Here is a 24,558-nt window from a genome sequence, read left to right on the forward strand (position 1 = left end):
TACTTCCAGCAGTAGGCACCTATCTTTATTGTATTCATTTTTCTTATATTTGTCATCTAAACGAAACGTACATCCGATAGACATCTGCTAAAAACTGCTGAAATTTTATTCCTTGTTGCCCTAATACATTTTCAGGATCAATTTTCCGAGTAGGATCAAGTGTTTTATGTGACACAATATCTTTTTTCGGATTCAGACCGAAATTTTGACATAAATAAGCGTGATACCATGTAAAACGGTTATACGCTTCCCAAAAGTTAATCTCTCCCCCATAACAAAGTTCAACTCCAATAGCAACCTTATTCGCATCATAACCATACAAATCATTATCAGTCGGTGCATTATACCTAACATGATATGCCACTTCATTTATCGGAATAATTTCTAATATTGTTTTGTCATCTATAAATGTATGCGCTGAAGCTTTCGGTTGTATTTCATTAAAGTAATCCCGATTTCCTATCGCATTGCTACCAGGATTCCCGGTATCATGACTAACAATAAATCTTACCTTTGAAAGAGGAATTCCTGGTCGTGAACTTCCGTATCCAATATAGTTGCGCTCTATAGGGAACATCGCCATCGCTATCAACTCCGCTCTAAAAAATTACCTTTCTTCCTTATATATGTATTCGGTGGCAATGTCCATATAGCATATTTCTTACGCGAAGAGAATATCGAAAATATTTGATGTGAACACCATAAATAATAAAATACTTACAGCTACTCCATAAAAACCGTAAAACCAAATACAATCTTCTTTCGTATCTAAACCGAAAAACTTATTTACTGATTGTAATAATGTACCACGCTTACTATGTTTATTTCGTAAAACTTCCACTCGTTCTACAACATCTGCTGGCATCATAAATCTTTGGTCTACTGTCATTTTCATCATTTATCTCTCCTTAAAATCATTTCCGTTTTGTTTATCTAAGGAAAGTATAGCACGTTTGTTCGTACGGAACAAGCGTTCTTTTTTATTTTTATTCTATTTTTCACCAATCTACGTAATAATTCCAAATACTACAGCGATAATCGGCCCTACAACAAACACTCCAAAAACAAAATGTAATAGCCCCTCTCCAATAATCCGAATGACACTAGTTCTCTGAGCATTTTTAGTTCTTCCTAGCTCCCTTTCTAATTGTTTTACTCTTTCTTCTAATTAACCTACTTGATCCATTATTTCATTGTTCCTATTCAACACCTCTAACTAGTAACTTCAACAAAAAACGCGATTCCCTCGAAAGGAAATCACGTTTTCTCAAAATATTATATATTATACCCAGCCTCTGAAGCGACTAGCCTCAGCCATTTTACGAACACCAACCATGTACGCAGCTAAGCGCATGTTAACTTTACGAACTTGTGATGTTTCATAAATTGAATCGAATGATCTTACCATTACTTTTTCTAAACGTTGTTCTACTTCTTCCTCAGTCCAGTAGTAACCTTGGTTATTTTGTACCCACTCAAAGTAAGATACTGTAACGCCACCAGCACTTGCTAATACGTCTGGAACAAGTAAAATACCACGATCTGTTAAGATTTTTGTTGCTTCTAATGTAGTTGGACCATTTGCAGCTTCAACTACAATTTTCGCTTTAATCTTATCAGCATTTTCTTCTGTAATTTGGTTCTCAATTGCAGCTGGCACTAAAATGTCGCAATCAAGTTCTAACAGTTCTTTGTTTGAAATTGTATTATTAAATAGTTTTGTTACGGTACCGAAGCTATCGCGACGATCTAACAAGTAGTCAATATCTAATCCGTTCGGATCATGTAGTGCACCGTAAGCATCTGAAATTGCAATTACTTTCGCGCCTGCATCATGCATAAATTTAGCTAAGAAACTACCCGCATTACCGAATCCTTGAACAACAACGCGTGCACCTTTAATATCAATGTCACGTTTTTTCGCAGCTTCACGAATACAAATTGTTACACCTTTCGCTGTCGCTGTTTCACGTCCGTGTGATCCACCTAATACAAGTGGTTTACCTGTAATAAATCCTGGTGAATTAAATTCATCAATTCGGCTATACTCATCCATCATCCATGCCATAATTTGTGAGTTTGTAAATACGTCTGGAGCTGGAATATCTTTTGTTGGACCAACGATTTGGCTAATTGCTCGTACATAACCACGGCTTAATCTTTCTAACTCACGGAATGACATTTCACGTGGGTCACAGATAATTCCACCTTTACCTCCACCATATGGTAAATCAACAATACCACATTTTAAACTCATCCAGATTGAAAGTGCTTTCACTTCATTTTCTGTTACATTTGGATGGAAGCGAATTCCACCTTTCGTTGGACCAACAGCATCATTATGTTGTGCACGATATCCTGTAAATATTTTAACAGTCCCGTCATCCATACGAACTGGAATCTTCACCGTCATCATACGAACTGGTTCTTTCAATAATTCATATACTTCGTTTGGATAACCCAATTTTTCTAATGCTTCATTAATAACAATTTGTGTTGAATTCAACAATTCAAAATGTTGTTCCCTTTGTTGTTGTGTTTTCGTTTGAGTTCCCTTTTCGGCTACCATAGTAAGTAAACCCCCTGTAATTTCACTTGTTTAGTAAACCTTCATTGCCTAGTATACACCGTTAAATTTGGAATGCAATAGAAAACGCTAACAAATATATACAAACTATTTTACGTTGCAAGCGTTTTCACTATTATTATAGTCCTTTTATTGCTTTTAGAGAAGTAAAATACTTAAATATTTAAATATTTTTTAATTTCATCAAAATATAGTGCGATAAAATAAATATTTAACCAAGAAAAATCAATTAAGTATTTGCAAATAGATCAGCTATTCTTCTTGTCCCCTCAGTTTTCAAAACTTTAGATTTCCCTATTCTTTTCAGGATAAAAATAAAACCTCAAGCTACTTTACATTAGCTGAGGTTTTGTTTTTTCACAAAGTAATTGTATATTTGTTCAACTGCTTGAGAATCCATTAACTCCTTACCATATTCCATGATGCGGTAAATGGTTGCTGTAGATGAATTTCCGTATTCCGCTAAAATAGCTATAAAATCTGCTTTCAGCAATTGAAATTGATCTTCTTCTTCTATCCAAAGATAAAAACGCCCATCCCACGTATACAGCTTTCCGCTAGTTACACCAAGGTTATATAAGCGATTTGACAAATTGATTACATCATCCAATGTAGCAAACTCGTAAAGTATATGCTCACTTTCATCAAGAGTCACTTGCATTTCAATAAACTCGTCACGGAACTCATCTTCTGTGTCCATTTCGTGATTTTCTTTTGTTACAATTACAACCATCCCTTGCGCTTGTAGAGAAAATACTTCAACAGCAATCGGACCATCCGCTTCAAATCCTAATTCTTTATTCGCTTCTTGCATCATATCACGGAATAGCTGCTGTACTTTCGGTGCGTTTCTCCACAAATCTTCTTTCGTTAATCCTCGTTCAGATAAATCATCAAATGTTAGGAAAATTTTTATCTTATTGTAATTTAAACGTTCCAGCCTCATCTCATACCCTCCCTACGTAACCATTGAATCTAATTTTTATTATATGAAATAGAAAATAGATGGTTCTTTCCGAACAACTATTCTGACAATTTTAACCATCCATCCCATTCTTCTTTTGTATTACCAATTAGGACATTTTGAAGATTTAATTGACCTTCAACACCTTTTCTCCCTATAAAACCAACAGAAAGATTTTTATTTTTTTCCTGCAACAAATCAGTGAATCTCACTGCCTTCTCAAGTTCTCGTTCATCATCAAAAGATATAAACAAATATTTAGGTCGTAATTGTTCAATGGCTAGTATAATACCTTCTTCATCTAAACTTGTCCCAATATACATCGCTTGATATCCTTTTAAACGTAAATACGTCGCGAAAATAAATCCTTTTAATATATTATTTTCTAAAACGAAAACTTTGTGTGCGGAAGGATGCAGTGACGCATTATGATAAACCATACCTAGACGTGTTTGCAAGAATGATACTACATATTTGAATTGTGACATTGTAATCTCATTATTATTTTTTAAAACTAACAATTTGTTTGTCACTTGAAGGATGATGCTTGTAATGACTTTTTCTGCTGAATATATACTAAAAGCTTCGTTTAATAATGCAGAAGTTGTAATTTCATCAAATTTTAACAAAGCTTGTAGTATATCGTCCACTAAAACAACTTCTTTATCATAAAGATTTTCTTTTTGAACGTTATTCTGCAACCGATTCCCTTCTAATAACTGAACTGCTTGTCCAATCATCATACCCTCAGAAACTTTGTCCATTAACCATTTCAAAATTTTGATATGCTCTTCTGTATATAGACGATGCCCCGCATGATTCCGCTTTGGAGCAATAATATGATAGCGTCTTTCCCATGCACGAAGTGTACTCGGCTGAATTCCGAGTATATTTGAAACAGCTTTTATATTATATTTTCCATTTAAAGTTGGCATTATTTCCCCCTGCATAGCGTAATGATATGTGTTTGGGAAGGTGCCCGAAAACGAAGAGGGAACAAAGTTGTTCCATACCCATTACTAACAAAGAGAGTCGTATTTGAATGCTTATATACGCCCCCCTTTAAATGCTTTTTAGACGGGAACAATCGAATCTGTCCTCCATGTGTATGCCCACTTAGCACGAGCGAAATTCGTTCTTTCCCAGACATTTTTTTTATTATATCAGGGTTGTGACTAATTAAAATGCGCAAACCCTCTTCTTTGCAATCTGCCAACGCTAAATCTAAACGATCCCGTTCTAATCCAACGTCATCTACACCGAGTAAGCAAATCTTCTCACCTGATTCAGATTCAAATACAACTCGTGTATTATCTAAAACCTTCACGTTATTTTCTAACAATAAAGCATCTAATTCGTGATATTCAATTTCATAATCATTATTTCCCCACACAAAATATACAGGAGCTACTTCTCTTAGTTTTTGAATATTTAAAGAGATTTGCGATAAAGGTACGCCCTTTTCCGCTAAATCGCCGCCAATAATTACGAAATCTACTTTTCCTTTTACTTGTTCAATTAGCGAGTTAGAAATGATCCTTCTATGAATATCCGAAATAAAAAAAACATTAACTTTTTGAAAACTTTCCGGAAATTCTTCGAATACTAGAGTATGTTCCAACACCGTATTACGCATCGCTTCTTTATACATTCCAAGAAGACATACAAAACCAATGCATATGAGAGTACCTAATAATATAATCCATGACATATATTTTTTACTCCCCCTCCTCGTAAAGTATAGTCCATAATTTTTATATCCAGCTATGAATCACTTATTTTACTAGCTCTCTTGTTTCGTGGACTTATCTTTAATAGGAATTTTTAATTCTTGCCCTACTTTCACTTCATCTTCTTGTAAATTATTGTATTTTTTAATCACTTCAATCCCAGTTTCATCTGAAAAATATTGCTTCGCTATACTTTCTAACGTTTCTCCCTCTTTCACAGTATGAGTGACTACTTTCTCAGACTGCTTCTTTGATTCAGTCTTAGCTGAATCAAAGAAAATCACTTCAAACGCACTTTTTCCAGCATTATTACTATCACTTTTCACCTGTATATATTTATCTGTATACCATAGAATTCCAATAGGTAACAATATGAATAGAAATGTTAACACTCGGACGAAAATGTGATTCATTTTAAATTTTGGTTTTTTTTCTTTATTTCTACGAATTTCACTACGCGGCGGTAAACCTTCATCTTCTTCCACTCGCTCAACTTCTAATTCCTCTTCAAAATCAGGAATTCGTTTTCTCATGTTGTTCACCACCACCTTCCATTTATTTTCTTAATTGAAGCCCCATTATAAAATCAACAAGAAAGTGTGCAAAGATTGTTATAAACAAATTTCCTGTCCACTCAAATACATAACCAAAAACAAAACTAATAAAGCAGACAAAACAAAACAAAAAAGGCTTCGTTATATATCGAATATGTAACACAGCAAAAATTAAACTCGCTATTACAATTCCAAAATGAGTCTGCATTACACCTCTAAATAAAAATTCTTCAGCAAAACCAATAATAAACGTAATGACGAGTAAATGCATGACAGAAATTCCTTGAAACATTCTATCGTTAATACCACCGTCATCAAACCAAGACTCTGGGAACACTCTCATTGCAATATAATCTAATAACACAATACCAATCGCTAACAAACCACCTATTACAAGTATGGAAACAGGTTCCCATTTCCACAAACTATAAACTTCTTTCTTATCTTGAAATAATATATATGCTAGTAAACAACCGATACCAATAATAATTAATTGTGTTATGTAGAGATTCAGTCTTATTTCCCTCGGACTCATATCTTCAACATTATGCCTTTGAATGTTCATCATTCCTCCATCTTTTCTAGGCCGAAAAGCTTTTGTAACTCTGTTTCCCAATTATAGTCGAAAATTGATTGTTGCGCTCGTCTTTTTTTATAATCCGTTTTTGTAATACCACAGTAATCACAACAGTTTTTTAACTCTTGGTCTTTTCTATAACCGAATTGTTGTAATAAATATTCACGTCTACACCCTTGAACTTGTATCCATGACTTCATATTTTCTAGCTGACTATATTTATTACGCAATCTCACTTCCACTTCCGCTATTAATCTGTACATTATTTCATCTGACAAGCTCTCTAGCATAAGATTTCGCTGTTGTATGATTCCAAGATGTTCAAGATGATAGCGGATGAAACGCCAATATTGTTCACTAAATCCTGCTGCATCATAACAAATTCCTTCTACATCTTCTATTGGTAATGCTTTCATTTGAAACATTCTTTCTTGTAGTAACGAAAATAAAAATTGTATTTGCGACTTACTTGGCAATTCATCTTCAATGATTGAAATTGGCAAATCATGATCCATTGGGCTACATAATAAAATGGCTATACTCGGTTCGCCATCTCTTCCAGCTCTTCCGATTTCTTGTAAATAGGAAGCTACATTTGTCGGATAATGAAAATGAATAATATATCTCGTATTCGACTTATTTACTCCCATCCCAAAAGCACTTGTACATATTACAAGCTGCAATTGATCATTCATAAACTGTTGTTGAATTAACATACGCTCTTCGTGTTCCATACCACCATGATAAAAAGCTACACCTGTAACCCCTTTTCCTCTTAAATACTCAGTTAAACGCTCTGTCCATGCCCTACTTGAACAATAAACAATACCCGGTCCTTGTAAGTACATTACATGCTCAAAAAGCGCCTCTTTTTTTTCTTCTATCGTCTCCACAAATTGTACTTCCATCGCAATATTTGGACGATCAATTGAGTATACATGCTCAGCGACATTTTTTAGACTTAAACTCTCCGCTATATCTCGTAGTACATCCTTTGTCGCGGTCGCCGTTAATGCTAGTACCGCTGGAGATCCGATACTCTCAATTACTTGATCTAACTTTTTATAATCCGTCCGAAAATCATAGCCCCATTGTGAAATACAATGAGCCTCATCTACGACAAACAATGAAATATGAATTCCCTTCAATTCTCTTATTAACAATTCCGACTGCAACATCTCTGGTGATACAAAAATAAATTTATAAAAAGCTAGCTTTTTCATAGCCTCTCTTTTTTCACTTAACGTCCGAAAACTATTAAATGCAATAACTCGATTTTTCACAACATGCTTTAATTGCATAACTTGGTCTTCCATTAAAGATAATAATGGTGATACAACAAGCACCGTTCCCTTTTGCATAAGCCCCGGAAGTTGATAGCACATGGACTTCCCCCTTCCAGTCGGAAGCATTGCTATAACATCTTTTCCTTCCAATAGGTCCGTAATAACTTCCTTTTGTCCCGGACGAAATTCAGAATATCCAAACCACTTATATAAATATTCCTCAAGCTTCATTTATACCCTCCATCCGTGCCAATACAAGACGGACTTCAAAATAAGAGATTTCCTCCCCAACCGCTTGCTTCAACACACGCAATTTACGTGTTTGTAATGCTTCAATTACTTTTGTTACTTTTTCTATTTTGTCTTTTCCCATAAACATCTCAATAGAAAATTCTTTTTCTCGTAAAGCAATTTCTACAAAATGATCTTCTATTGTTGCAACCTTCAAATTCCTTATTGTTGCTATTTCTTCTAAAGAACGCCCTTGTCTCCAAAGATTGTATGTTCTTTTCGTCGACAAGCTAAACAAATCAGCTCTCTCATTTGGATAAGATATAATTTCAGCTAATAATGGAAACTCATTTTCTTTATTGCGAACTTCTTGAATAAAGAAGTGAATTGTACCCCAAAATAAAAAATGCACTCGAAATACATCTTGTTTCGTAATTTCCGCTAATTGTTGTACAGTACAACCAATACGTTCATAGCCAGTTAAACGATATGTTACAATTGTCGCCTCTACTGGATTACTTTTTTCTAAAAGACCATGTATTTCCTTCCACAATCTTTTAGCCAATTCACTCCTCACATATGGAATTCCAGTGAGAAAACGTTTCACCCACATCATTATTTCTGTATCTTGTTGAATTGGAATAAATTTCGTATTCGCCTGTTGTAAATTCGAAATAGTTTGGACAATTAATGATAATCTCTTCCAAAACGTTGCACCTAATTCACCATAGTGTAAACCATGTAAATACGTCGGAAAAGCAAATACATCTTCCCATTTGTTTAATTGTATTTTACCAGTAGTCGTTAACACGTATGTATTTTCATGTATAGCTTGAACCAACTCCGCTTGTAACAACTTTGCAACTTCTCGATCATAATCAGCTCTATCTAATGATTTATATATCCCAAACAAAAAAGAAATTCGGAACATATTACCATCTTGTAATGTTTGCGAAGATCGCTTTCCTTTTAATAAATAATAAATAGAAGAAACGGTTCTTTCACCATTCAATTGTTTTAAACAATATAATAAAGTGTATTGTAGCTGCATTACCGCTTCCACCCTTCAATATAACTTAATTTCTTTTTCAGTATGATTACACGTTTACCGTTACTAATTAAACTTATCATATTCGCGCTCTATACTTGTATATATTCTATTGTATCAAACGTAGTAACATTTAAGTATTTTGAAAATCTTATGAAATAATTCAAAAATAAGTTGACACTCTAATTGATAAGCATTATCATTATAATTTTATGTTGAAAAGTTTTAAAAACCGTTTTACAATAAGGTTATAATTTTTATGGCGAACTTTTCACATACATATTATCAGGAGGGAAAAAAGATGGCAAAATATACAATCGTTGATAAAGATACTTGTATTGCATGCGGTGCTTGCGGAGCTGCTGCACCAGACATTTATGACTATGATGATGAAGGTATTGCATTTGTAACATTAGATGATAACCAAGGTATCGTTGAAATTCCAGATGTATTAGTTGAAGATATGATGGATGCATTCGAAGGTTGTCCAACTGACTCAATTAAAGTTGCTGACGAATCATTTGATGGCGACGCTTTAAAATTCGAATAGTCTTTTATTAACTTCAAAAAATCCCCCTCCTAAATATGAGGGGGATTTTTTGTTCACTCTTTCATTTGCCTTAACAAAAAACCATCAGCAGTAATACTGCCGATGGCTTAATATTTTCAAGCGTTTTTCATCTTTGCAAATACCCATACTTTCAGGCGTGAAAATAACGCTACAAATACAATCGTCACAACAATTCCTTTAATTATATTAAACGGTAATATAGCCGCTATAATAGTTTGCCGCATAACATCACTAGACATAGCTGGTGAATTTAAAAACCAAGTGTACGCTGGTAAAATAATGAAGTAGTTTAACACACTCATAATAACCGTCATAGTAATTGTTCCTAACATTAATCCTGTAGTTAAACTTTTTACTGAACGATACTTTCGGAATAAGAATGCTGCCGGACCTATAAATAAACATCCCGCTATAAAGTTCGCTATTTCTCCAACTGGCACTCCCGTTAAACTCCCTTGAATTCCATAGTATAAAACATTTTTAATGGCTTCTACAATTACTCCTGCAATCGGACCAAAAATAATCGCTGCAATTAGAGCTGGTACATCACTAAAATCAATTTTTAAAAATGGCGGAAGCCCTGGGAATGGGAAGTCCAACATCATCAGTAAATATGCAATACTACTTAGCATCGCCACACTCACCATCTGCACTACACTGTTTTTTTGTTTCATCTTTCTCTCTCCTTTTCCATCGATCTTCTCATGGAAAGTGGAAAGGTTCTGCTATGCCTATTTTTTCATAGAACGAAAAAACCCCTTGTGATTTACACAAAGGGAGAATTTTAAGGCACATCAAACAGACGTTCAAATACTTATCTTTTTTGAACGCTTGAACCTCCATCTTCTCCCATCCAGACTATACTGTCGGCTTTGGAATCACACCAAATCCTGCCTTAACGGCTCGCGGGCTTAGAACGACATCATTAACTGTTCATCACCGCCGGTCGGGATTTTCACCCTGCCCCGAAGATAGACCGATATTCTATTTTCTCCTTCATTATACAACAACATGATCGTATTGTGAACTAAAAAAGCGTAACTTATTATAAATAAGTTATCTACTTTAAGTATATGTAATGGACTGAAAAATATTTTACAATACAACCCATATTTTTTATAATTCGGTATTTCTCTTATGAATCCCCTAGTCATATATAGTTAAAAGTGATAAGATGTTGAATTGTTAAGATAAGAACATTTTCTGAATTATGGAGGAAATGTCATGAAGAAAGAGAAAAGACACTCTATTCGAGAAGCAATGAAAAAAAACTTAAGAAAAGAATACTTTTACTTAAAAAAGGAATTGCTTTTCTACTGTCCAATTGATTTAGGCACATTCTCAAGTGAGACATACTACGCTACTTTTGATCAAGATGGCATAAGTATTTATCAGTATGATAAAAAAACAGAAAGTAAATTAAAATTGTGTGAGCGTCATCCATGGAAAAGTTGGAATAAAGTGAAAGTTGATCACTATTTGACAACTTCTCAATTTATTTTCCAAGGTGAGCGAAATTGGATTTTATCCCTTTTCCAAAAAGGAAAAGAAGCTCAAAAAATAATTGAGGAACATACATCTTTACAAACAGAAGTTGTTTCCCGTTCTTTTTTCAAAAAACTTCCTGGTTTCCGTTCTAATACACCATTGAATAAATACATCGGCAGCATTTGTTACACTGCACTTATTGCATTTTTATTAAAATGGATGATCCCATTTCAAGCACCACAAATCGCCCTGTATTCTATTTCAATTGGCTTTATGCTTCTTGGCTTACTTTGTCTTACAATCGGTTTAATCGAACCAACTATTGTACTGTTTCGGACAAAAGAAAAAACAAGAACAAAAGTCTTTTACTTATATAGCTACTTAGCTATTTCTGGATTTATATGTGTCTTTATTTTTTGGTAAAAAAAGAGCTAGTTTGACTAGCTCTTTTTTTAATCAACGTATAATTGTTGATTCGGATAGATTCGCTCTTGTTGCAATCCATTTCTCACTTTAATTTCATCAACTGTCATACTAAATTTCCGAGCAATGCTGACTAAAGTATCACCTTTTTGTACGACATATAATGATGATGACACGACTTGATTTTTTTGTTCATTTAAAACAAGCAACGGATTCATCGCATTCCTTTTCTCCATCGTCCATCTTCCTTGATGCACTTCTAAATGTAAATGCGCGCCTCGCGATTCTCCTGTATTACCGACCTCTCCAATTAGCTCTCCTTTTGAAATATTATCCCCTTGAACTACATATCTCTTATTTAAATGCGCATAAACAGCCTCGTATTCTCCATGTTTAATAAACACAACATTCCCATAACTACTTGAAAAATAAGACCTCATCACCTTACCATTTTGAATAGCCGCAACAGGTGTTCCAATAGGCGCAGCTATATCAATACCATAGTGCTTCCCATGCCTTGTCCCAAAATAATCACTTATCTGCCCCTCAACAGGCCATATCCACTGATTTTCTTCAGCGTAAACATGTAATTGAGATAAAAATAATATACTCAATAGCATCACGCTACATTTTAACGCTTTCATATACATCCTCCGTTTTCTAATAACCATCATACCTTCTCTATTGTGGTATATTACAGAAAAAAGTATACAAAAAAGAAAGTGAATTACTCCACTTCCTTTTCTTCTTTATCACGAAAAACAATTGCACTGCGGTTATATTCCACATCTTTCACTTGTAAACGAGCATTTATTACTCTAGCAATCGCAAAGAAATAGTCAGATAACCTATTTACATACTTAAGGACAATTTCATTTATTTCTCCTTCTTTTTGCAATGACACGATGTAGCGTTCCGCCCTTCTTATAACTGTACGTGCAATATGGATAGTAGCCGAAGCCTCGCTACCGCCTGGTAAAATAAAACGCTCTAACGTAGGTGCTTCTTCTATATACGAATCAATCCTTCTTTCTAAATACTCGACCATTTCTACCGTTACTTTATAAGGAATTTTTTGCTCAACTACCGCTAAATCTCCTCCACAATCAAATAGTTCATGTTGAATATTTTCAAGTTCATTATAAATGTCACGAAAGCGTTCTTCTTGCAACTTAGTCATCGCATATCCGATATGAGAATTCGCCTCATCAATTGTGCCATAGGCTTCTACACGTATATGATCTTTATCCACTCGACCACCTATTACACTTGTTTTCCCTTGATCTCCTGTTTTTGTATATAGTTTCATTTCATTACGACACCCCTCTTATTATTTTCCGTTCTAATCAATATAGAAAAAGCTCTACTATTCTTTATTTAATTGAACTTACAAAAAAATAAAAAACAGTAGAACTTTTATTAATCATCATCCTTAAAGAACATGTATATCTAAATTAAACGATTCGGTAAATATACAGAGAATGTAGTTCCTTCTCCAACAACACTCGATACAGAAATTTTACCATCATGGCCTTGAACAATATTTTTAGCAATCGCAAGCCCTAATCCAGTTCCAACCTTTTTCCCGCGCGTTCTCGCTTTATCAGCTTTATAGAATCGATCGAACAAGAATGGAATATCTTCTTCTGGAATACCAGCACCTGAATCCTGCACTTCGAAAGTAAGGCCATTATTTTTCGTATCAATTACAAGTGCAACATGCCCACCTGCATTCGTATGACGGATTGCATTATCAATTAAATTCGTCAACACTTGTTCCATACGGTCTGCATCAAACGGGTATTGTTCAATTGGACTTTGGAAATCAACTGTTAATTGGACTTCTTTATCCTTTGCAATCCCTTGGAATTTACGGCCAATTTTTTCGACAAATGGATGAATATCTACTTCACCTATATGTAACTCTACATGACCACTTTCCATACGAGCTAAATCTAATAACTCATTTACAAGTTTACCTAAACGAACAGATTCATCATAAATAATTTGGACAAACTCATTAATTTCTTCTTTCGTTTGCACAATATCATCTAAAATTGCTTCACTATACCCTTGAAGCATTACCATCGGTGTACGAAGTTCATGTGAAACATTTGCAATAAAGTCTTGACGCATCTTCTCCAGACGACGTTCTTCCGTCATATCTCGCAGTACTGCTACAGCTCCACGAATTTTCGTTTGGTTGTAAAGTGGTGTCATAAGAACTACGTAGTTACCTTTTTGCAAATTAATTTCAACAACTTGCTGTTGTTCGCTTTCTACAACAAGATGGAATAATTCAACAAATTCAGAAGGCAATTTTTTACTCAATTCTAATTCTTTTTCTTCTTGCCAAACTTGTAAGAAATGTTCTGCCGGTGGGTTGATAACAACGACTTCACCTTCTTGATTTAACGTAATAACACCATCAGCCATACTACTCAAAATGCTAGTTAACTGCTCTTTTTCTTGTTGCAATGCATTCATATTAAACTTCAACTGCTTTCCCATTTGATTTAAAGCAGTTGCAAGCTCACCTATTTCGTCCTGAGACACCATAGGAGCTTTCGTATCAAATTTCCCGCGCGCCACCTCAAAAGCAACCTCACGCATTTTACGGAGCGGCGCTGTAATTCGAGTAGATAAGAAAAATGCAAAGAAAGTTGTTAAAATAATCGCAATCCCGGCTGCTAAGAAAATAAAATCAGTTGTTTTCTCCATATCTTTTATTGGCACTTGTAAAGATTCATATACAAACACTGCACTTTGATTTTTTGACTGTACTGGTTTCCCGACGATCACAATATCACTTTCAGTGTTTTTATTCTTTCTACTATTAGGAGCTTTTTTAATGTTATTTTTAATTTCTTTTTTTTCTGTAAAAACAGCTGCTAATTCTTTATCTTCTTTTAGATTATCTATCGTTAGAGTAACTAACCCTTCTTGTTTCGGTGAAGAAGATATTTCCTTACCATCTTCTACAATAATAATCCTTGAAAGTTTATCAGAGAATTTGTACGCGATATTCTCAATCGTTTTTACATCGGCACCTTCTTCAATTAACTCTGTGACACTTGTTGCAACTTTCTGAAGCCTAGCTTCACTCATATCAACATAATACGTTCTAAAAAACTGCGAAAGTAAAATAGCAACAAATCCAAGAACAAACGAAACGAGAAGTAATATGGTCATCCATAACTTACCTACTACACTTCTCCAAAGCATCAGTCGTTCACAACCTCAAACTTGTAACCTACGCCCCAAACCGTAACAATCATTTTCGCTGCGTCTGGTGATTTTTTACTTAACTTCTCACGTAAACGCTTTACATGTGTATCAACTGTACGTAAATCTCCGAAGAATTCATATTGCCACACTTCTTTTAGCAATTGCTCACGATCGAATACCTTATCAGGGGCTTTCGCTAAGAATAATAGTAATTCATATTCTTTCGGTGTTAAGTTTACTTCATTACCATCCGCTGTAACGCGATGTGCATCATTATCAATTGTTAAATGTGGGAACACAGTAACATCTTTCGTCGTTGTATCTTGTGTAAAGAATGTTGTTGGTACAGCACGTCGTAATACCGCTTTCACACGAAGCACTACTTCACGCGGGCTAAACGGCTTTACAATATAATCATCTGTTCCAACTTCAAATCCTTGTACCCTATTTACTTCCTCACCTTTTGCTGTCAGCATAATAATTGGCGTTGCTTTCTTTTCACGAATTCCTTTACACACTTCAATACCATCTTTGCCAGGCATCATAATGTCTAATAGGATTAGATCATAATCATTTTGTAATGCCATTTCTAAAGCTGTATCACCATTATCTGCTTCTTCAATTGTATATTGCTCTCTTTCTAAATACATCTTTAATAAACGACGAATACGATCCTCATCGTCTACAATTAAAATTCTTGATTCATTTTCCATTTCTACCCGTCACGTATTTTAACGCAACGGTTTACACCTACCCTTCTACAATATGATGCTGCACCTATTCTCGTTTAACAAAGCATATCTTTAAACATTCCACTTTCCATATTATACTTCACAAGAATAATAAATTTTGTTCATTTTTTTTCCAAAACTATGTATTTTTTTTGAACAGTGTATTTGGTCCTCGACATCATTTTACAAAATCAACCGCTACTTTGTCATGTTTTTCTCAAAAAAGAAGAAAAGTTAACAAAAATAAAATAGGAAAGTGACATACACTCTCCTATTTTATTTCTCTATGCATATGAATGTAAACCCGCGATAATTAAGTTTACTACAATAAAGTTAAACATAATGATTGCAAAACCAATTACTGCAAGCCAAGCGGATTTCTCTCCATGCCACCCTTTAGATAAACGTAAATGTAATACCGCAGCATAAAAGAGCCAAGTAATAAGCGCCCAAACTTCTTTTGGATCCCAACCCCAAAAGCGCGTCCACGCTATTTGAGCCCAGATCATTGCAAAGATTAGCGCCCCTAATGTAAATACTGGGAATCCAATTGCAATAGATCGATACCCAATTTCATCTAACAAATCACTATTCGTATTCTTTACTAACGGCTGCAGTGCTGCTGATACTCGTTTGCGCAAAACAAGTCTTAATACAATATAAAGTAGTGTTCCGACTATTACTGACCAAATAACAGTATTTAATTTTTTCGCATTTACAAACGCTGGAACCTCCACTTTTGGCTCTAACTTATTTTCTGTCATTAACTTCCCTTCATGTGGTCCCACTAAAGCTGGAAGGTTATACTTCATCTCAACTTGTTGTTCATTTTTATCAATCCATTGAAACTTCGCTTCGTATTTCATGCTAGAGAATACCGTTGTTACTGCAATAAATCCAACAGTACAAACAAGTGTGAAAACTACCGTTTCTAACCAAAATGTACGTTTACTTCTCGTTGATTGATCTACATTTTTCAATAAATACATTACGCCCGTAATAAAACTAATTGCTAAGATCGCCTGTCCTGCTGCTGCAGTAGTCACGTGAATATGTAACCAATTACTTTTTAAAGATGGAATAAGCGGGGATATCTCCCTCGGGAACATACTTGCATAGGCAATTAATAAAAGCGCAACCGGTAATGCAAATAGTCCGATTATACTTACTCGGTACATAAAATACATCACAATAAATGCTCCGACAAGCATCATACCGAAAAATGTACCAAACTCAAAAAAGTTACTAACTGGCGCATGCCCTGATGCAATCCACCTTGTAACAAAATATACTGTTTGTGCAATAAACCCTAATATTGTTATAGTTATACCTACATTTGCCCACCTATGACCTTTTTCTTTGATTGCTCCGCCAAAAAATAGAGTTGCAATTAAATATAAGATGAAAGCGGCAAACAGAAAATTACTACTTATTTGCACCATATCGTTTCCCCACCTTAACTAATTTTTTTATCGGTTATTTTATCATGTGGTTGCGGAATCGCTGTTCCTTCTAAAACTCTTTCAATATCTTTCTTTAAACCGAACCAATTTTTATTTGTATGACCTGCAACCCACCACTCATCATTGACGCGTTGTATCCAAATACGGCGATGGTTCCAATACATACCTTGAATCACACCAACCATAAATATAAATCCACCAATACCAAGAATCCAAAGCGTTAAATCTTTTCTTACAGTAAGTGCTGTTGCATTTTGCATTTCCACACCTGCAAATGACATTTTATATTTATTGTTTCCATCCGGTTCTATATTTTGCCGAATACCAACAAAGCTCACTTCACCATCTGGTGTTTCCGGGGTAAACATTTTAAAGACGAATGCAGGATTGTTTGGTAATTTTGTCTTCGTATTCGGCTTTCCATTCTCATCAAAATAAAAATCAGGAAAATAGCTTAATAGTTCTAGAGAATACCCGTTTCCTAGATCATATTTTTCTGTAGGATTCGCTAAATTCACTTTAATCGGTCCCCACTTTTGATTATTTGCTTTATTTTGCAAATGGAAGGACATACTTTTAAATTCACTTTCCTTATAATCCACTTGATAAACAGCAAATTGGTCAAACTTCAGTGGCTCATTCACCCGAATTTCAGCTTCTTTTACCTTTTCTAATTTTGGTTTTTGACCTGCTATAGTTTCTCCTACTGCTTTATATAATACGGCATTCGTTTGGAAGTTTTTCGCAATCATTTTATCACCAATACGATCAATCGCATCATCAAAAACTTCTTTGTCCTTACTCTTATCATAAACTTCCTTTATAAACTTTTCGTTTTTCAAATAGTATTGACCATCAGTTCCTGGTATTTCTTTCGTTTCACCATCGCGTAACCAAAGTGCTTCGTCTACATACATACTCGGTAAAAAACGTAGCATTGCACCAAATAGAAAAATAATAAGACCGATATGATTTACATATGGACCCCAGCGAGAAAAACGTCCCTTTTCCGCTAAAACGTTCCCGTCTTCCACTTTCACATTATAATTTCTTTTCTTTAAATTAATTTGAACTCGTTCTAAGTCACCCTCTTGTGGCGAACCAGTCCCGTACACTCTCTGTCTCTTTAAAAAGCTTGGGTGTCTTTTCACCCCTTGTTTTTTTAATGCTTTATAAAGAGGAATTACACGGTCTAAGCTACATATAACGAGTGAAATGCCAATGGAAGCAATTAAAATCATGTACCACCATGATCCATATAAATTATTAAACCCTAATTGATAGTATAATTGCCCTAAAAATCCGTACTCTTTCTCATAATATTCAGCCGGTGCGATTCCTGGAGTTATGTACATTTCTTGCGGAAAAATAGTTCCTATTGCCGATGCAGCTAAAGTTATTACAATTAACCATACCCCTACTTTTACAGAAGAGAAAAAACTCCAAATTTTATCGATTATCGTTTTCGTATGTGTGAGAGATCTCCGGGCACTCCCCTCATATCTCATATCCAATAAATTCACATTTTCATTGCTTTCAAATGGTTTCCCACAAGCTTCACAAAAAACGGTTCCTATCGGATTAACATGTCCACATTCACACTTAATTTCTTTCAACACTCTCACCACCCCAGTATCTATATGTACTATTGTATATTCTACCTTCAAGTTACCGCAATACTCAGAATTCTTAAAACGAAGGTGCTATACACCAAGCACCTCTTATGTAAAGGCTTTCTTTATTATGGAGTAATTTTCTTCAAATAGGCTTCCAGTTGTTCCTTCGTTTGCTCACCTATAATTTGCTCAACAACCTTGCCTTCTTTATCAATTAAAAAGGTTGTTGGTAATGGTCCCACTCCATATGTACCTATGATTTTTTGCCCTTTATCAATTGCAACCGGGAATTTCAAACCATATTGGTTCACAAAATTTTTCACTGCGATATCCGTTTCATCTGCATCTAACGCGATAATTTCAACGCCTTTTTCTTTATACTTTGGGTATAACTCATTCATGTACGGCATTTCTTTTTCACAAGGCTTACACCAAGTTCCCCAAAAATTTAAAAATACACCTTTTCCCTTTAAATCTTTCAGTTCAATTTTCTTTCCTTCTAAATCAGTCACGATAAAGTTAGGTGCTTCTTTCCCAATTTGCATTTTCTCTTTATCAGCAAAAAAACCTTGATACAGTGTAAATCCTACAGCACCGCTTAAAATGAGCAGAATGATAACACGAAATAATAGGCGATTTTTTTTCATATTCTCTCTCCTCTCTTCGATGAATATATGTATTCTTTTTTACAAATGTTTTATTGAATAAATCACCAGCGGAGCATTCCACTGGTGAAAGTTTCAATCTATAGCTTATCGTGGTTTTGTAGTCGCCAATGCACGTAATTGCTTCACCTCATGCGGTGTCAATTCTCTTGCATCACCAGGTCGCAAACTACCTACTTCTAAAAAGGCATAACGTTCACGTTTTAATTTCATGACTTTACAATCTAACGCTTCAAACATACGACGTACTTGACGGTTACGTCCTTCATGAATCGTTAATTGTACAATCGCCATCTCTTTACGCTTGTCCCAAGAAATAATTTTCACTTGTGCTGGTGCTGTTTTCCCGTCTTCCAGCGCAACACCTCGTTCTAACATGCGAATTTTCTCACCTGTTAATGGCCCTTTAACTTTCGCAACATACGTTTTTTCAACTTTATATCTCGGATGCATTAATACATTTGCAAAGTCCCCATCGTTTGTCATCAATAATACGCCAGACGTATCATAATCTAAGCGTCCGATTGGGAATAAACGTTGTCTAATTTCAGGGAAAAAGTCTGTTACAACATTTCTTCCTTTATCATCTGATACACTTGAAATTACACCAGTTGGTTTATATAGTAAAAAGTAAACAGGTTCTTCTTTTTCAAGAGGGATGTTATTTACTTCTACTTTATCTTGAGGAGTTACTTTTGTTCCTAACTCCTTCACTATTTTTCCGTTAACTTTCACTTTTCCTTGCTGAATTAATTCCTCAGCCTTCCTTCTCGATGCAATACCTGCTTGCGCAATCACTTTTTGTAATCGTTCCATTTCTTTTTTTCACCTCAAATTTATCTTACCTTCATTAGAAAGACTTGGCAACTGCCTAAGCTTTACGCCATTTGCTTCGCCTTGCCTTAACAACATAGCGATGATAATAAACGTATAAAGGTCAATACACGTTTTCACCCTTTATTATTGTTTACACTTTTTCATATTGCTCACAATAAAAGTTCATCATTTTGTCAAAAATACCGCATAAAAAAACCACTATTAAGCTACACCTTAATAGTGGTCGTATACGTATTATAAGCGAAGTAGCGTAAAAAATGAATACCATTAATGAAACAATAAAGAAACAAACACAATTGAGCAAATAATCCCGATTAAATCTGCAAACAATCCTACTTTTAGTGCATCTCCCATTTTTCTAATACCAACAGCCCCAAAGTATACCGTTAAAATATAAAAAGTCGTATCTGTACTACCTTGCATCGTAGAAGCTAATCTCCCAATAAACGAGTCTGGTCCATATGTAGCGATTAAATCGGTCGTTATACTTAAACCAGCAGAGCCCGAAATCGGACGTATAAGTGCCAGTGGAACGATTTCTGCTGGTACATGAATAAAATCTAACATCGGCTTCATTACCGATATCATTGCATCTAGAGCACCTGATGCCCGGAAAATAGAAATAGATACAAGCATTCCAACCATAAACGGCAAAATTGAAACTGCAATTTGAATCCCTTCTTTTCCTCCCTCAACGAACGATTCATACGTTGGAACTTTTTTTATCGTACCATATAAAAGGATAAAACCGATTACACAAGGGATTACCCATAATGAAATTGTATTTACAATGCTCATTTTTTCCGCCCCTTTCTACTCCTTCTCCGGTAAAAATAGCGGTCAATCCAAATTGCCCCGATCATCGATAACACTTGTGCAATGAATGTTACGCCAACGATTTCTGTAGGGTTTGCTGATTCATAAGTCATTCGAATTGAAATTACAGTGGTCGGAATTAATGTAATTGCTGATGTATTTAAGGCTAGGAACGTCACCATAGAACGACTTGCAGAATCCTTCCCACCGTTTAACTCTTTGAGTTGCTCCATTGCTTTAATGCCCAGAGGTGTTGCTGCATTTCCTAATCCAAAAAAGTTTGCCATCATATTTGATAAAATGAATCCCATTGACGGATGATCCTTCGGTATTTCTGGAAACAATCTTTTGACTATCGGCATAAAAAGTGAAACTAACTTTTTTAACAATCCCGCTTCTTCTGCAATTTTCATTAAACCGAGCCAAAATACTAAAACACTAATAAGTCCAATACATATCGTAACCGCATCTTTTGACCCTTCAAAAACGGCTTTATTCACCTCTTCCATCGTTCCATTTATCATGGCATATACAATCCCTATAACTGCCATCGCTACCCAAACGAGATTAACCATCTGTACCAACACCTATCATGTAAGAAAAGATTTCTTTTACATTATTCCAATACATTCCCGTCGTAGCTACTAACTTCCGCTTACTATAAAACAAATTACGTTCTCCAACTTTCTCATTACCAACAAAAATTTCCGTTTTCCCAATTTTCACTCCATCCGAAGGTTTTACACTTTTATCAAGTTCAACTTTTAATAACACATTCTTCCTTTCCTCTTCAGTTAAAGGTACGGAAAAACTATTTTTCGTGTAAACATGATTGGCATACTTCTTTTCATTTATTTCAGCAAGTGCTCCTTGCCCTAAAACTTTTGTTTGCTTATAGCGTTCAAAGCCTTTATCAAACAGGTTCATATGATCGTTCCAGTCGCTAGAAGCACTCAAAGTTACCACAATTAAATCCAGCCCATCTTTTGAAGCTGTCGTGACAAGCGTCCGCCCCGCTTTTTTTGTAAAACCTGTTTTCCCCCCTGTTGCAAATTCATAATAAGATGTCACGAGTTTATGTTTATTTTTCCACGGATAATCCCAAGAATCTGATTTATATGTTTTTGTTCCAAAGATTTTCTTAAAAGTCTCGTTCCCCATGGCATATTTCGTTAATAATGCCATATCATACGCTGACGAATAATGCGATCCATCCCCATCCAAGCCATGTGGGTTTGAGAAGTGAGTATCTTTCATTCCGATTTCTTTCGCCTTTTCATTCATTAAATATACGAACCCGTCTATACTCCCTCCAACATTTTCAGCAATTACTTGCGCTGCATCATTACCAGATCTGAGCATTAATCCGTAAACTAAATCTTCTAACTTTACTTTTTGTCCAGGTTTTAAATAAATGGCCGACCCTTCTACCCGTACCGCTTCATTACTAACCGATACCAATTCTTTCATTTTTCCTGATTCAGCAGCTAACAATGCTGTCATGATTTTTGTTATACTAGCAATTTTTTGTGGCTCATGTTCTAATTTTCCATACAGTACACGGCCAGAATGCTGTTCCATTAATACTGCGTTACGAGCACTGACACTACTGTTCATCTCTGCATATGTAGGAATCGGCATGACGCTTGCGTACATTATAATTAGCGAAATGATTATACAAATTCGTCTCATATTTCCCCCCACGTCCTTTTGGCACTTTTTGTACAAGTGTATGCTTGGCCTTTTAAAATATGAACGAAATCTCCCTTCCAATTCCAATAAAAAAGACGCATGAGATATGCGTCTAATACGGTGTCCATTCAATTTGTTTTGCACTTTCAAATCTCTTTTCTACATCGGACCAATTTACAACATTCCACCAGTTTTTAATATATTCATCTTTTCGATTTTGATATTGTAAATAATACGCATGTTCCCAAACATCAAGTACAAGGAGTGGTATCGTATCCCATTGTGTAAATAATTGATGAAGCGTGCTTTGTAAAATTTCTAACCTTCCTGAGCGGGGTACCCATACAAGAATTGCCCACCCTGAACCTTCCACTTTAGAAGCTGCTTCTGTAAAATGTTTTTGAAAACGTAAAAAGCTTCCAAAGTCTTGCTCAATCTGTTGTGAAAGAGCACCTCTTGGGCTTCCACCACCATCTTTTTTCATATTGCCCCAAAATATTGTGTGTAAATAATGACCTGATCCATGAAAAGCAGCTTCTCTTTCCCAATGCTTTATTAGATCAAATTTATTTGTTTTTCTCGCTTCTTCCATCATCTTCTCCGCTTTATTTAAACCTTCCACATAACTACGATGATGTTTGTCATGGTGTAACATCATAATTTCTCGTGAAATATACGGTTCCAACGCATTATACGGATAAGGTAATGGCGGGAGTGTATGCCCACCAATCGGAACAGCCCGTTCACTATCCCCTCTTTCATATAATTCATATTCCTCCTCTTCCTGCATAAACACTTCCTGTAAATGGTGCTGAATATGTTCTACATCATCACTTATTTCATACATAAATTCGGCATCTGTATCGTATTCGTGCTCTTTCATACGTTCTAATAACGTTTGAATTTTATAAGCAAGCATATGGACATCATACACTTCCATTGCGCGGCTATCTAATACGTGAAGAACACTTTCACACCAGCTTTCTACTTCATGAAAGTAATCTGTAAATACACCTTGCTGACTCATGTCACACCTCCTTGATGCTATCCACTTTAACTATATTCAATTAAAACCCCTTATATAACTGGACAAAAAGAAAAGAAGCTAAGTGACTTTAGCTCCTTTTCCTTCACCTTAATTAGTATTTGTGTAACATCTTCGTTTGGTAATCTGTCTCATAATATTCTAGTTCTTCACGCATCGCCTGAAACTTGCCTTCTAAGTCCTTCATCACTTGTTCTATGGATGCAGGGGGTGTTTGCTGAAAAACAATAGAATTTTTCCCTGTATAAGCAGAACGACTATTTTCATACCAATGATCATTCTTTGGTGAAAAAAACTCTGCAATTACTTGATGATAAATCTTATACAAAACTTTTTCAGCTGCGGTCTTTCGAAATGGCTGGCTATTCAACAAAACAAAACATGCATCAAGCCCTTCTTCACAAAAAACAAGAAGTCTTCTTATTGATGCTAATAATCCTTTATAATATCGTTCGTTTCCCGCTGGTGTCTCCTCCACTAAAGAAGGTAACGTATGATAGTTCACATAATTAGTTATCAAGGAAATTACATCTTCTAAAAATATAGAAACTTGTTCTGTTTGATTTTCAACCATCGAATTAGACATTTCTTCTCTCTCCTTTGCCATTTTACGCTATTTCTACTCTTTTATTTTTATGTAATTCAGCCAATATTTCTTGTACTTTCCCCACTGTTTCCTCGTCAAAATATCTTTGAAAGTCTGTTACCTCATTGAGATACAAACGCTTTTGTACACGAAGCTCTTTATTTTTCACTAAACAAGCGATGGCTACAATATCTCGTAAATATACGTCTTGTTCTTCTACTTTATAAACTGGATTTCCTTCAAACGGAGTAATTTCTTGTAAAACTTCTTCAAAATATCGAACATATAAGACAGAAAAGGTTTTTTCTTGATCATTTAGTACATATGTCACTTCAGATCTATTAAAAAAATCTTCTGATGTATTAGGTTTTGCTTTCTCTAATTCATATCCTGCATAACCTATTATAATCATCTACTTTC

27 protein-coding genes, 1 pseudogene and 1 riboswitch are annotated in these 24,558 nt (G+C 35.1%); of the genes and pseudogenes, 2 read left to right on the forward strand and 26 right to left on the reverse strand.

The window, feature by feature from the left end:
- Positions 1-52: 52 nt before the first annotated feature.
- The 11 genes and pseudogenes from VK90_RS03355 to VK90_RS03400 form a co-directional block, all read right to left on the reverse strand.
- Entirely contained in the window at positions 53-583 is a 531-nt protein-coding gene (locus VK90_RS03355; protein WP_048370448.1) for a peptidoglycan recognition protein family protein, read from the reverse strand.
- A 78-nt stretch (positions 584-661) separates the two neighbouring features.
- Positions 662-898, reverse strand: coding sequence for a DUF3961 domain-containing protein (locus tag VK90_RS03360; protein ID WP_048370450.1), 237 nt, complete (start codon positions 896-898; stop codon positions 662-664).
- 108 nt (positions 899-1,006) lie between these two features.
- A pseudogene (locus VK90_RS30490) lies at positions 1,007-1,186 on the reverse strand (hypothetical protein).
- Between the two features lie 96 nt (positions 1,187-1,282).
- Positions 1,283-2,569 carry an NAD-specific glutamate dehydrogenase gene (gudB, locus tag VK90_RS03365; RefSeq protein WP_002171137.1) on the reverse strand — a complete coding sequence of 429 codons (1,287 nt, stop codon included), beginning with the start codon at positions 2,567-2,569 and terminating at the stop codon, positions 1,283-1,285.
- A 355-nt stretch (positions 2,570-2,924) separates the two neighbouring features.
- Positions 2,925-3,533: a genetic competence negative regulator gene (locus VK90_RS03370; protein WP_002171136.1), complete on the reverse strand. Its 609-nt coding sequence runs from the start codon at positions 3,531-3,533 to the stop codon at positions 2,925-2,927.
- A gap of 77 nt (positions 3,534-3,610) precedes the next feature.
- Complete coding sequence (locus VK90_RS03375) at positions 3,611-4,486, reverse strand: MerR family transcriptional regulator (protein ID WP_048370453.1); 876 nt, start codon at positions 4,484-4,486, stop codon at positions 3,611-3,613.
- Positions 4,486-5,262: a metallophosphoesterase gene (locus VK90_RS03380; RefSeq protein WP_048370455.1), complete on the reverse strand. Its 777-nt coding sequence runs from the start codon at positions 5,260-5,262 to the stop codon at positions 4,486-4,488. The genes VK90_RS03375 and VK90_RS03380 overlap by 1 nt, the downstream gene beginning before the upstream one ends.
- A gap of 72 nt (positions 5,263-5,334) precedes the next feature.
- Positions 5,335-5,814, reverse strand: coding sequence for a LysM peptidoglycan-binding domain-containing protein (locus VK90_RS03385; protein WP_048370456.1), 480 nt, complete (start codon positions 5,812-5,814; stop codon positions 5,335-5,337).
- Between the two features lie 22 nt (positions 5,815-5,836).
- Positions 5,837-6,400 carry a CPBP family intramembrane glutamic endopeptidase gene (locus VK90_RS03390; protein WP_002171132.1) on the reverse strand — a complete coding sequence of 188 codons (564 nt, stop codon included), beginning with the start codon at positions 6,398-6,400 and terminating at the stop codon, positions 5,837-5,839.
- Positions 6,400-7,929, reverse strand: coding sequence for a RecQ family ATP-dependent DNA helicase (locus VK90_RS03395; RefSeq protein WP_048370458.1), 1,530 nt, complete (start codon positions 7,927-7,929; stop codon positions 6,400-6,402). The genes VK90_RS03390 and VK90_RS03395 overlap by 1 nt, the downstream gene beginning before the upstream one ends.
- The gene (locus VK90_RS03400; RefSeq protein WP_048370460.1) at positions 7,919-8,980 is read right to left on the reverse strand and encodes a helix-turn-helix domain-containing protein; all 1,062 of its coding nucleotides are present in this window, start codon (positions 8,978-8,980) and stop codon (positions 7,919-7,921) included. The genes VK90_RS03395 and VK90_RS03400 overlap by 11 nt, the downstream gene beginning before the upstream one ends.
- 298 nt (positions 8,981-9,278) lie before the next feature.
- Here VK90_RS03400 and VK90_RS03405 point away from each other — a divergent pair, with 298 nt between their 5' ends.
- Entirely contained in the window at positions 9,279-9,527 is a 249-nt protein-coding gene (locus VK90_RS03405; protein ID WP_002171129.1) for a ferredoxin, read from the forward strand.
- A gap of 116 nt (positions 9,528-9,643) precedes the next feature.
- On the opposite strand, the gene VK90_RS03410 is transcribed toward VK90_RS03405, so the two are convergent.
- Positions 9,644-10,222, reverse strand: coding sequence for an ECF transporter S component (locus VK90_RS03410; RefSeq protein ID WP_048370462.1), 579 nt, complete (start codon positions 10,220-10,222; stop codon positions 9,644-9,646).
- 163 nt (positions 10,223-10,385) lie between these two features.
- A riboswitch (FMN riboswitch) is annotated at positions 10,386-10,525 on the reverse strand.
- A gap of 247 nt (positions 10,526-10,772) precedes the next feature.
- On the opposite strand from VK90_RS03410, the gene VK90_RS03415 reads away from it, so the two are divergent.
- The gene (locus tag VK90_RS03415) at positions 10,773-11,459 is read left to right on the forward strand and encodes a hypothetical protein (RefSeq protein WP_002171127.1); all 687 of its coding nucleotides are present in this window, start codon (positions 10,773-10,775) and stop codon (positions 11,457-11,459) included.
- Positions 11,460-11,488: 29 nt separating this feature from the next.
- Here the strand turns inward: VK90_RS03415 and VK90_RS03420 are convergent, their stop codons facing one another.
- The 14 genes from VK90_RS03420 to VK90_RS03485 form a co-directional block, all read right to left on the reverse strand.
- Positions 11,489-12,103, reverse strand: a complete 615-nt coding sequence (locus VK90_RS03420; RefSeq protein WP_048370464.1) for a peptidoglycan DD-metalloendopeptidase family protein — start codon at positions 12,101-12,103, stop codon at positions 11,489-11,491.
- An 83-nt stretch (positions 12,104-12,186) separates the two neighbouring features.
- The gene (locus tag VK90_RS03425) at positions 12,187-12,768 is read right to left on the reverse strand and encodes a cob(I)yrinic acid a,c-diamide adenosyltransferase (RefSeq protein WP_048370468.1); all 582 of its coding nucleotides are present in this window, start codon (positions 12,766-12,768) and stop codon (positions 12,187-12,189) included.
- Between the two features lie 140 nt (positions 12,769-12,908).
- The gene (gene resE, locus VK90_RS03430; RefSeq protein WP_082147765.1) at positions 12,909-14,684 is read right to left on the reverse strand and encodes a sensor histidine kinase ResE; all 1,776 of its coding nucleotides are present in this window, start codon (positions 14,682-14,684) and stop codon (positions 12,909-12,911) included.
- A complete protein-coding gene (resD, locus tag VK90_RS03435; protein ID WP_002171123.1) occupies positions 14,684-15,400 on the reverse strand; it encodes a DNA-binding response regulator ResD in 717 nt (238 codons plus the stop codon). The genes resE and resD overlap by 1 nt, the downstream gene beginning before the upstream one ends.
- 302 nt (positions 15,401-15,702) lie before the next feature.
- Positions 15,703-16,860 carry a cytochrome c biogenesis protein ResC gene (resC, locus tag VK90_RS03440; protein ID WP_048370470.1) on the reverse strand — a complete coding sequence of 386 codons (1,158 nt, stop codon included), beginning with the start codon at positions 16,858-16,860 and terminating at the stop codon, positions 15,703-15,705.
- 14 nt (positions 16,861-16,874) lie between these two features.
- The gene (gene resB, locus VK90_RS03445; RefSeq protein ID WP_025147257.1) at positions 16,875-18,500 is read right to left on the reverse strand and encodes a cytochrome c biogenesis protein ResB; all 1,626 of its coding nucleotides are present in this window, start codon (positions 18,498-18,500) and stop codon (positions 16,875-16,877) included.
- A gap of 122 nt (positions 18,501-18,622) precedes the next feature.
- Positions 18,623-19,144 carry a thiol-disulfide oxidoreductase ResA gene (resA, locus tag VK90_RS03450; protein ID WP_048370471.1) on the reverse strand — a complete coding sequence of 174 codons (522 nt, stop codon included), beginning with the start codon at positions 19,142-19,144 and terminating at the stop codon, positions 18,623-18,625.
- A gap of 105 nt (positions 19,145-19,249) precedes the next feature.
- Positions 19,250-19,978 (reverse strand): 23S rRNA pseudouridine(2605) synthase RluB, encoded by a 729-nt coding sequence (gene rluB / locus VK90_RS03455; RefSeq protein ID WP_002171119.1) that lies wholly within the window; start codon positions 19,976-19,978, stop codon positions 19,250-19,252.
- A 288-nt stretch (positions 19,979-20,266) separates the two neighbouring features.
- Positions 20,267-20,797: a spore maturation protein SpmB gene (spmB, locus tag VK90_RS03460; protein ID WP_002171118.1), complete on the reverse strand. Its 531-nt coding sequence runs from the start codon at positions 20,795-20,797 to the stop codon at positions 20,267-20,269.
- On the reverse strand, positions 20,794-21,390 hold the full coding sequence (gene spmA / locus VK90_RS03465; protein WP_002117584.1) for a spore maturation protein SpmA: 597 nt from the start codon (positions 21,388-21,390) through the stop codon (positions 20,794-20,796). Before spmA ends, spmB begins: the two co-directional genes overlap by 4 nt.
- A complete protein-coding gene (locus VK90_RS03470; protein ID WP_048370474.1) occupies positions 21,383-22,507 on the reverse strand; it encodes a D-alanyl-D-alanine carboxypeptidase family protein in 1,125 nt (374 codons plus the stop codon). The genes spmA and VK90_RS03470 overlap by 8 nt, the downstream gene beginning before the upstream one ends.
- A 112-nt stretch (positions 22,508-22,619) precedes the next feature.
- On the reverse strand, positions 22,620-23,534 hold the full coding sequence (locus VK90_RS03475) for a superoxide dismutase (RefSeq protein WP_002171116.1): 915 nt from the start codon (positions 23,532-23,534) through the stop codon (positions 22,620-22,622).
- A gap of 112 nt (positions 23,535-23,646) precedes the next feature.
- Positions 23,647-24,138 carry a YpuI family protein gene (locus VK90_RS03480; protein ID WP_002171115.1) on the reverse strand — a complete coding sequence of 164 codons (492 nt, stop codon included), beginning with the start codon at positions 24,136-24,138 and terminating at the stop codon, positions 23,647-23,649.
- Positions 24,139-24,160: 22 nt separating this feature from the next.
- The gene (locus VK90_RS03485) at positions 24,161-24,550 is read right to left on the reverse strand and encodes a hypothetical protein (RefSeq protein ID WP_048370476.1); all 390 of its coding nucleotides are present in this window, start codon (positions 24,548-24,550) and stop codon (positions 24,161-24,163) included.
- Between the last annotated feature and the right edge of the window lie 8 nt (positions 24,551-24,558).

It is taken from the genome of Bacillus sp. LK2 (genome assembly GCF_001043575.1).
Classification (GTDB): domain Bacteria; phylum Bacillota; class Bacilli; order Bacillales; family Bacillaceae_G; genus Bacillus_A; species Bacillus_A paramycoides.

Excerpts from the sequence above, each read along its gene's own strand:
- VK90_RS03355 (WP_048370448.1), bottom strand. The coding sequence starts at position 583 with ATGGCGATGTTCCCTATAGAGCGCAACTATATTGGATACGGAAGTTCA.
- VK90_RS03360 (WP_048370450.1), bottom strand. The coding sequence starts at position 898 with ATGATGAAAATGACAGTAGACCAAAGATTTATGATGCCAGCAGATGTT.
- gudB (WP_002171137.1), bottom strand. The coding sequence starts at position 2,569 with ATGGTAGCCGAAAAGGGAACTCAAACGAAAACACAACAACAAAGGGAA.
- VK90_RS03370 (WP_002171136.1), bottom strand. The coding sequence starts at position 3,533 with ATGAGGCTGGAACGTTTAAATTACAATAAGATAAAAATTTTCCTAACA.
- VK90_RS03375 (WP_048370453.1), bottom strand. The coding sequence starts at position 4,486 with ATGCCAACTTTAAATGGAAAATATAATATAAAAGCTGTTTCAAATATA.
- VK90_RS03380 (WP_048370455.1), bottom strand. The coding sequence starts at position 5,262 with ATGTCATGGATTATATTATTAGGTACTCTCATATGCATTGGTTTTGTA.
- VK90_RS03385 (WP_048370456.1), bottom strand. The coding sequence starts at position 5,814 with ATGAGAAAACGAATTCCTGATTTTGAAGAGGAATTAGAAGTTGAGCGA.
- VK90_RS03390 (WP_002171132.1), bottom strand. The coding sequence starts at position 6,400 with ATGAACATTCAAAGGCATAATGTTGAAGATATGAGTCCGAGGGAAATA.
- VK90_RS03395 (WP_048370458.1), bottom strand. The coding sequence starts at position 7,929 with ATGAAGCTTGAGGAATATTTATATAAGTGGTTTGGATATTCTGAATTT.
- VK90_RS03400 (WP_048370460.1), bottom strand. The coding sequence starts at position 8,980 with ATGCAGCTACAATACACTTTATTATATTGTTTAAAACAATTGAATGGT.
- VK90_RS03405 (WP_002171129.1), top strand. The coding sequence starts at position 9,279 with ATGGCAAAATATACAATCGTTGATAAAGATACTTGTATTGCATGCGGT.
- VK90_RS03410 (WP_048370462.1), bottom strand. The coding sequence starts at position 10,222 with ATGAAACAAAAAAACAGTGTAGTGCAGATGGTGAGTGTGGCGATGCTA.
- VK90_RS03415 (WP_002171127.1), top strand. The coding sequence starts at position 10,773 with ATGAAGAAAGAGAAAAGACACTCTATTCGAGAAGCAATGAAAAAAAAC.
- VK90_RS03420 (WP_048370464.1), bottom strand. The coding sequence starts at position 12,103 with ATGAAAGCGTTAAAATGTAGCGTGATGCTATTGAGTATATTATTTTTA.
- VK90_RS03425 (WP_048370468.1), bottom strand. The coding sequence starts at position 12,768 with ATGAAACTATATACAAAAACAGGAGATCAAGGGAAAACAAGTGTAATA.
- resE (WP_082147765.1), bottom strand. The coding sequence starts at position 14,684 with ATGCTTTGGAGAAGTGTAGTAGGTAAGTTATGGATGACCATATTACTT.
- resD (WP_002171123.1), bottom strand. The coding sequence starts at position 15,400 with ATGGAAAATGAATCAAGAATTTTAATTGTAGACGATGAGGATCGTATT.
- resC (WP_048370470.1), bottom strand. The coding sequence starts at position 16,860 with ATGGTGCAAATAAGTAGTAATTTTCTGTTTGCCGCTTTCATCTTATAT.
- resA (WP_048370471.1), bottom strand. The coding sequence starts at position 19,144 with ATGAAAAAAAATCGCCTATTATTTCGTGTTATCATTCTGCTCATTTTA.
- rluB (WP_002171119.1), bottom strand. The coding sequence starts at position 19,978 with ATGGAACGATTACAAAAAGTGATTGCGCAAGCAGGTATTGCATCGAGA.
- spmB (WP_002171118.1), bottom strand. The coding sequence starts at position 20,797 with ATGAGCATTGTAAATACAATTTCATTATGGGTAATCCCTTGTGTAATC.
- spmA (WP_002117584.1), bottom strand. The coding sequence starts at position 21,390 with ATGGTTAATCTCGTTTGGGTAGCGATGGCAGTTATAGGGATTGTATAT.
- VK90_RS03470 (WP_048370474.1), bottom strand. The coding sequence starts at position 22,507 with ATGAGACGAATTTGTATAATCATTTCGCTAATTATAATGTACGCAAGC.
- VK90_RS03475 (WP_002171116.1), bottom strand. The coding sequence starts at position 23,534 with ATGAGTCAGCAAGGTGTATTTACAGATTACTTTCATGAAGTAGAAAGC.
- VK90_RS03480 (WP_002171115.1), bottom strand. The coding sequence starts at position 24,138 with ATGTCTAATTCGATGGTTGAAAATCAAACAGAACAAGTTTCTATATTT.
- VK90_RS03485 (WP_048370476.1), bottom strand. The coding sequence starts at position 24,550 with ATGATTATAATAGGTTATGCAGGATATGAATTAGAGAAAGCAAAACCT.